The organism is Pseudomonas sp. (genome assembly GCF_049645325.1).
Classification (GTDB): Bacteria; Pseudomonadota; Gammaproteobacteria; order Pseudomonadales; family Pseudomonadaceae; genus Aquipseudomonas.
In genome coordinates this window covers 1-6991 of sequence record NZ_JBARTQ010000030.1, presented here as the reverse complement: position 1 = coordinate 6991, position 6991 = coordinate 1, and the positions used below count along the sequence as shown (strand labels likewise).

General features: G+C 61.6%; 7 protein-coding genes. 5 read left to right on the top strand and 2 right to left on the bottom strand.

Annotation, left to right across the window (positions count from 1 at the left end; all coding sequences use genetic code 11):
* The 3 genes from WBB95_RS01140 to WBB95_RS01130 all read left to right on the top strand — a co-directional run.
* A partial coding sequence (locus WBB95_RS01140) for an ATP-binding protein (protein ID WP_424485919.1) occupies positions 1-476 on the top strand: 476 nt, incomplete at its 5' end.
* Positions 461-844 carry a response regulator gene (locus tag WBB95_RS01135; protein ID WP_424485918.1) on the top strand — a complete coding sequence of 128 codons (384 nt, stop codon included), beginning with the start codon at positions 461-463 and terminating at the stop codon, positions 842-844. The genes WBB95_RS01140 and WBB95_RS01135, both read left to right, overlap by 16 nt.
* Before the next feature lie 9 nt (positions 845-853).
* On the top strand, positions 854-2107 hold the full coding sequence (locus tag WBB95_RS01130; RefSeq protein WP_424485917.1) for an EAL domain-containing response regulator: 1254 nt from the start codon (positions 854-856) through the stop codon (positions 2105-2107).
* A 9-nt stretch (positions 2108-2116) separates the two neighbouring features.
* Here the strand turns inward: WBB95_RS01130 and WBB95_RS01125 are convergent, their stop codons facing one another.
* Together WBB95_RS01125 and WBB95_RS01120 are read right to left on the bottom strand one after the other, a co-directional pair.
* The gene (locus WBB95_RS01125) at positions 2117-2749 is read right to left on the bottom strand and encodes a methyl-accepting chemotaxis protein (protein WP_424485920.1); all 633 of its coding nucleotides are present in this window, start codon (positions 2747-2749) and stop codon (positions 2117-2119) included.
* A gap of 1641 nt (positions 2750-4390) precedes the next feature.
* Complete coding sequence (locus WBB95_RS01120) at positions 4391-5251, bottom strand: LysR family transcriptional regulator (protein ID WP_424485916.1); 861 nt, start codon at positions 5249-5251, stop codon at positions 4391-4393.
* 119 nt (positions 5252-5370) lie between these two features.
* On the opposite strand from WBB95_RS01120, the gene WBB95_RS01115 reads away from it, so the two are divergent.
* On the top strand, positions 5371-6075 hold the full coding sequence (locus WBB95_RS01115) for a haloacid dehalogenase type II (protein WP_424485915.1): 705 nt from the start codon (positions 5371-5373) through the stop codon (positions 6073-6075).
* 3 nt (positions 6076-6078) lie between these two features.
* Positions 6079-6867: an aldolase gene (locus WBB95_RS01110; RefSeq protein ID WP_424485914.1), complete on the top strand. Its 789-nt coding sequence runs from the start codon at positions 6079-6081 to the stop codon at positions 6865-6867.
* Positions 6868-6991: the final 124 nt, after the last annotated feature.

Below are 6991 nucleotides of genomic sequence, written 5' to 3'. Positions count from 1 at the left end.
AGCTCGAATACGAAGTGGACCTTGGCAGCCTTGAACTGGACCTGCGCAAAACCAAGCAGATCATCTACAACCTGCTGGCCAACGCGGTGAAGTTCAGCGAGCACGGCAGCTCCGTGATCTTCGCCGTGCGCGAGGTCGGCCATGACGCCGTCGGCCAGATTCCCGGCGACTGGCCCGCGCATGGCTTTGCCCTGCAACCCAGTGCCCATGAGCACTTCCTGGAATTGAGTGTCAGCGATACCGGCATCGGCATCGCCGAGGATGACATGAGCAAACTGTTCAAGGCGTTCAGCCAGATCGACAGCAGCCTGGCACGCAAATTCGAAGGCACTGGCCTGGGGCTGGCGATGGTCAAGCAACTGACCGACCTGCATGGCGGCAGTGTTGCCGTGGCCAGCCGCGTCGGCGAAGGCACGCGGTTTGTGGTGTGGCTGCCGTTGCTGCGTGCGAAGGAGGCTGCATGGCCGAAATCCTGATCGTCGAAGACAACGAAGCCAACATGCGCCTGGCGCGCTTGTTGCTGGTCAATGCGGGGCACACGGTGCTGTGGGCCGCGGATGCCGAGACCGGCCTGACCCTGGCGCGGGACAAACAGCCGGCGCTGATCCTGATGGACATTCAATTGCCGGGCATGGATGGCCTGGCCGCTACCCAGTTGCTCAAGCATGACCCCAATACCGCGCACATCCCGGTGATCGCGCTGACCGCCATGGCCATGAAGGAAGACCGGGAAAAAACCCGGCTGGCCGGCTGTGACGCCTACATCATCAAGCCGCTGCGCTACAAAGAGCTGTACCAGGTGATCGACACCTTGCTGCAATCGACTATCAACCCTCTCACATGAGTCCTTTCCATGGCCAGCCAACCCGCAACGTTGCTGATCGTTGATGATGAACCCCAGGTTCGCAAGCTGCTGGAAACCCTGCTGCAACACGAGGGCTACCAGACCCTGTGTGCCAGCAGCGGTGAGGAAGCCTTGCAACTGGTGGCGCAACGCCCCCCCGACCTGATCCTGCTGGACGTGATGATGCCGGGCATGGATGGCTACGAAGTCGCCAGCCAGTTGAAGAATGACGCGACCACGGCGAGTATCCCGATCATCATGCTCTCGGCACTCAGTGAGTCGGATGCGCGCGTCGCCGGGCTGGAAACCGGCGCAGAAGAGTTCATCAGCAAACCGGTGGAGCGCGTCGAACTGTGGCTACGTGTGCGCAACCTGCTCAGGCTGAAAGCGCACGGCGATCAGCTGAAAAATCACAGCCTGATGCTCGAGCAGCGATTGCAACAGCAAACCGGCGAAACGGCTGACATGAACGTGCACGACCTGGCCCGCCAGGACCTCGAAAGCGCCCTGCGCCAGGCCGTTGAACAGCGTGACTTCAGGGTGCATTACCAGCCCAAGATTGAACTGGCAGGCGGCCAGATTTGCGCGCTTGAAGCCTTGCTGCGCTGGGAGCGTCCGGGCTACGGCGCCGTGTCGCCGGCCGTGTTCGTGCCGGTGTTGGAGAGCATGGGGCTGATCGTCACCGTGGGGCGCTGGGTCATTGAAAATGTGTGCGAACAGATTGCCGAATGGCAGCGCGGCCCGATCGGCGCGGTTGAAGTCTCGGTGAACGTCTCGGGGCACCAATTGATCGAGGGCGATCTGATTGCCGATATCGCGCTCATCCTCGCGCAAACCGGCGTCGAGCCGCATTGGCTGGAAGTCGAACTGACCGAAGGCTCGCTGATGGAAAATACCCAGCACACCATCGCCAGCCTGAAACGGTTGCGCGCCATGGGCGTGAAAATTTCCATCGACGACTTCGGCACCGGTTATTCGAGCCTGGCCTATCTGCGCCGCTTTCCCATCGACACGTTGAAGATCGACATCGCATTCATCCGCGAAGTCACCACCAACCCACAGGACGCGGCCATCACCCGCACCATCATTGAATTGGCCCACAGCCTCAACCTGCGGGTGGTCGCCGAAGGTGTGGAAACCCAGGCACAGCTGGCGTTTTTGAAGGAGGCCGGCTGCGACCAGATCCAGGGGTATCTGTTCAGCCGGCCATTGCCGGTGGCAACGCTTGAACGCCTGTTGATGGAGCGCACAACCTCGTTGTAGGCATCAGCCTCACGCGGCGTCGCTGACCTCAAACAACCCGACCAGCTTCTGCAGTTTATTCGCGTTGGCGCGCACGCTTTCCGCACTGCTTTGCATGACGCCCACCGTGACGCGCATCTGCTCGGAAGAATGGCTGACCTGCTTGATGGTCTTGCCGTAGTCGAGACTGCGCGCATTGAGCTGCTGGATGATGCTGAACATGCTGTCCACCGCTTGATGCAGGTGGACGTTTTCCGAGGTGGCCTCTTCGGCCAGACGCAGGCTGTTATCGACGTCGGTCACGCCACTGTCCATGAAGCTCACGGCCTTTTGTGTCTCGCCTTGCAGCCCTTCAACCATCTGGCGAATATCGTCGGCGGCCTTGGAAGTGCGCAGGGCCAGGCTGCGTACTTCATCCGCCACCACGGCAAAACCGCGCCCGTGCTCACCCGCCCGCGCTGCCTCGATCGCGGCATTGAGGGCGAGCAAATTGGTCTGGTTGGTGATGGTGCTGATCAACCCGGTGATCGAGCTGATCTGCGCCATGCGGCTGTCCAGCAACTGCACACTCTGGCTGGAACGCAGTACCACGTCGCGAATCGACTGGGTGCCGGCCTGCACCGCCTGGAACTGTTCACGGGCACGGTGCACCACGTCATCCATGGCCTGCTTCATTTGCTCGGCGCTGACCGACGCCTGCTGGATTTCACCCAACTGTTCTTCGACGATGATCATCATGCGGTGGGTGGCATCGGCGACTTCGATCGACATCAACCCGGCTTCCTGGCTGCGGCCCAGCATCATCTGGTTGGTGCTGCCCACGTTATGGCTGGCTTTCACTACTTGGCCCACCACCGAGTCGAGTCGGTCGATGAAGCTGTTGATCCAGCGGCTCATCTCGCCGGTTTCATCGTTGGCCATGCGCCCGGCGTCCAACCGCTGGCGCAGGTTGCCCTCGCCTTCGGCAATGGTGCGGATCACGTCGGTCATTTCATTCAGGCGTTTGGCCAGGCGCTGGGGCCCCAGGCGACTGAACAGCAGCGCCGCCACGCCCATGCTCGCCACCTCGGCGGCATCGATCCAGGCTTGGCTCAGGCCGCTGTAATGCTGAATCAGGAAGTTGCTGGCGAACAGCCCGACCATGGTCGCCAGGTACGGTTTCATCAGGCCATGGCTCAGCGAGCGACGGCGATAGACTTCCTCCAGGTCCGCCTCGCACATCATGCCCCAGCGGTCCGGCGAGCCTGGCAGCTCAAACGTCACGCCCTTGCCCACCACGGGAATGTGCCGGTAGTCCGAGTAGCCGGGGTAGGTCACAAACAGGTTCGACCCTTTGCGGATGGTTTCACGCACGCCGGGGTGCAATTGCTGGGTGGCCGGGTCGATAAAGCGCAATTCCAGCTCGGTGTGCCGTTGGATCTGCACGGTTTTCCAGGGCGTGTGCACGCCGCTCTTGAGGTTTTCGCCGTGGGTGAACGCGCCGTCTTCAAAGCGTGAGCGCGACAAGGCGATGCCCGGCTGAATCGAGGGGTCAAAGCGCGACTGCACCATAAACAGGTAGTTGTCGCCCGACTCCGGGTAGATATGCCCGGCTTCGCGCTGGATCAGGTCCCCGAGGATATCGTTCGGCACTCGCCCACACAGGCAGCCGACAGCGCGGCCTTCGCTGAACAATGGCTGGTAGAACATCAAGGTCACTTCGTCATGAAAGCGCGACGACGACGGGCCGATCTCCAGTGTCAGCGGGTCGATATACGGGCCGTGCAGAAACGGCGCCTTGAGGCCCGCAGCCAAGGCTTGCGGGTTGACGACGCGCCGCGCGGGCGTGCTCCAGGTGGACGCCAGCACCTGCCCGCCCGTATCAACGACAAACAGCTCGGAAAAATCCCCGGCCTGGCGCAACTTGTCCAGCAGCAAGGTCGCGTCCGAATAGCCGCCGTCACGGCTGAGCGCGCCCGCCAGCTCACTCAGATGTTCCCATTGCTCACGCGCCCAGTGTTGCAACAGCTTGACCCGGGTATCGGCGAACGCATCGAAGGTCTGCTCCATCACCGGGTACAGCGCGCGATTGAGGCGACAGGACCAGCCCAGCGCCAACTTGCCGTTTTTGCCCAACCAGGGCAGCCAGGCTTTTTCAGTGGGTGACAATTGCATTGTGGTGCTCGACAGGCTCATGGCGCACTCCCGGAGTGATGTCTAATTGCCATAACCCAAGGCAAATACCACGCCAGATAGCTAGCTACCTACCGATCCGCCTGTTGACGGTAAACCCAATGTCGACAAATGTCATAAAACGGTGCGCAATCAATAAGATGCACCAACATGCGACAGTGAAATCTCTTTGCGCAGGCTCTCGATCAGGCCTTGATGTGTCGCGCTCAGTCGCTCCGCGCCGCTGATCAAGGCCAATTCCGAGGGCGGCACCGGCGGCAACTCCGAGCAGATACGGTGACTGGGCAATACCGCGCTTTTGGGCAGGATGCTGATGCCCAGGCCCGACGTCACCGCCGCCTGGATGCCGGTGAGGCTGTGGCTGCCAAACGCCACACGCCAACTGCGGCGCGCCTTGTCGAGGCTGCGAATGGCGCGCTGGCGGTAGATGCAGCCCTGTGGGAACAACGCGAGCGGCAGGGTTTCGGCCTGCAAGTCCTGACTCTCGCCGCACACCCACACCAGCGGTTCCGGCCAACTGGCATGGCACTCGCCACTGCCGGCTTCACGCTTGACCAGGGCAATATCGAGCTCACCGTTTTCCAACTGTCGCCGCAGGTCAGTGCTCATGCCGCTGACCGTTTCCAGACGCGCTTCGGGCCGTGCGCGCACGAACCCCGACAGCATCGACGCCATGCGTGTCGCGTCAAAATCCTCAGGCACACCCAGGCGCACCGGCACCACGCTGGCCTCGGTGTTCAAGGCATCGCGCGCCTCGCGGGACAGGTTCAACAGACGGCGCGCGTAATGGGTCAGCAGTTCGCCGTGCTCCGTGGCGCTGACCTGTTGACCGGAACGGTCGCGCACCAGCAACACCTGGCCCACGCTCTCTTCGAGCTTGCGGATCTGCTGGCTCACTGTGGATTGCGTGCGGTGCACGCGCTCGGCGGCGCGGGTGAAGCTGCCTTCGTCAACCACGCAGACCAGGGTTTGCAGCAATTCAAGATCAAACATGGCGGCGAGCCTCATATCGACAATTCAACTGTGATGCAGAGGTTAATTTAATTTCCAACTGACAACCAGGTTTCCTATGCTGCGCAGGTCGCTAATTTTCCAGACCAGCAGGTGCGCCAATGACCCTTGAACACTCCCCTCGCCCGTTGTGGCTGACCTTTGACTGCTACGGCACCCTGATCCAGTGGGATGAAGGCCTGCGCGCCGCCATCGACCGCATCCTTGAGGAAAAAGGCGCGCATCAGGTCGACCCGGGCACCTTGCTCAGCGTCTACGACCGTCACGAACACGCCCTGGAGCAAACGCCGCCGCATCGCAGCTTTCGCACCTTGGCGGGTTTGGGTTTGCAACGGGCGCTGCAGGAACTGGGCCTGCCCGCCAATGCAGACGACGCGGCAATACTGACCGACAGCATCAGCGCCATGCCACCGTTCCCCGAAGTCCTCGGCACCCTCAAGCAGTTAAAGGAAATGGGTTACAACCTGTGCATTGTCTCCAACACTGACGATGACGTGATTGCGGGCAATGTCGCGCAGTTGGGAGGGTACATCGACCGGGTGATCACCGCGCAGCAGGCCGGGGCCTACAAACCCAATCGCCGCCTGTTCGACTACGCCCATGAACAGCTGGGCGTGAGCCTCGACCAGGTGGTGCATATTTGCGCCAGCCCGCATTTGGATCACGCCGCCGCGCGGGACATTGGCTTTCGTTGCGTGTGGATCGACCGCGGCACCGGGCGCCAATTGCTGGCGGATTACACCCCTGACGCGATTTTGCCGACCCTTGATGGCGTGCCCACGTTGTTCAAATCCTTGGGGTGGTGAGGCATGGCCCATACCTTTACGCCCACGTCGTCGAGCCCACGCGCCGGGCGCTTTCATCTCGACAGTAGTGCCGCCATCGAAGCCCGGGTGGAACTCGCCGCGTGCCTGCAACTGGCGGCGCTGCATGGCATGGAAGAAGGCATCTGCAATCACTTTTCGGCCACGGTAGCGGGGCATGACGGGCTGTTTTTCGTTAACCCGTTCGGCTACGCGTTTGAAGAAATCACCGCGTCCGATCTGCTGGTGTGTGATTTCGCCGGCAACGTGATCGATGGCGTCGGCACGCCTGAGGCCACCGCGTTTTACATCCACGCCCAGTTGCACCTGCGCCAGCCACGGATCAAGGCCGCGTTCCATACCCACATGCCCAACGCCACGGCGCTGTGCCTGTTGCAAGGCCCACCCTTGCTGTGGCTGGGGCAGACGGCGCTGAAGTTTTACGGACGCACGGCGGTGGATGAGCACTACAACGGCCTGGCCCTGGATAACAGCGAGGGTCAACGCATCGCCGCCGCTTTGGGCGATGCCGATATCCTGTTTTTGAAAAATCATGGGGTGATGGTGGCTGCGCCGAATATCGCTGAAGCCTGGGATGATCTGTATTACCTGGAGCGTGCGGCGCAGGTGCAGTTGAAGGCCATGGCCAGTGGGCAGGCGCTCAAACGGATTGACCCGGTGGTGGCGCAATTGGCCTATGAGCAGATGCGTGAAGGCGACCCGGCCAGTGCGCGGGCGCATTTGGACAGCGCGATGCGGCGGTTGAGGCGGTTGGGGTCGCACTTTGATAAATGACGGGATGGGGGGCGCGCGGTGTGTATATCCGTTGTTTGGGTGATGGCTGGGATGGGTTCCGCTCTTACAGCGGCTCACTTTTGGTGGAGCGCAAAAGTAAGCAAAACGCTCTTGCCCCTCCACT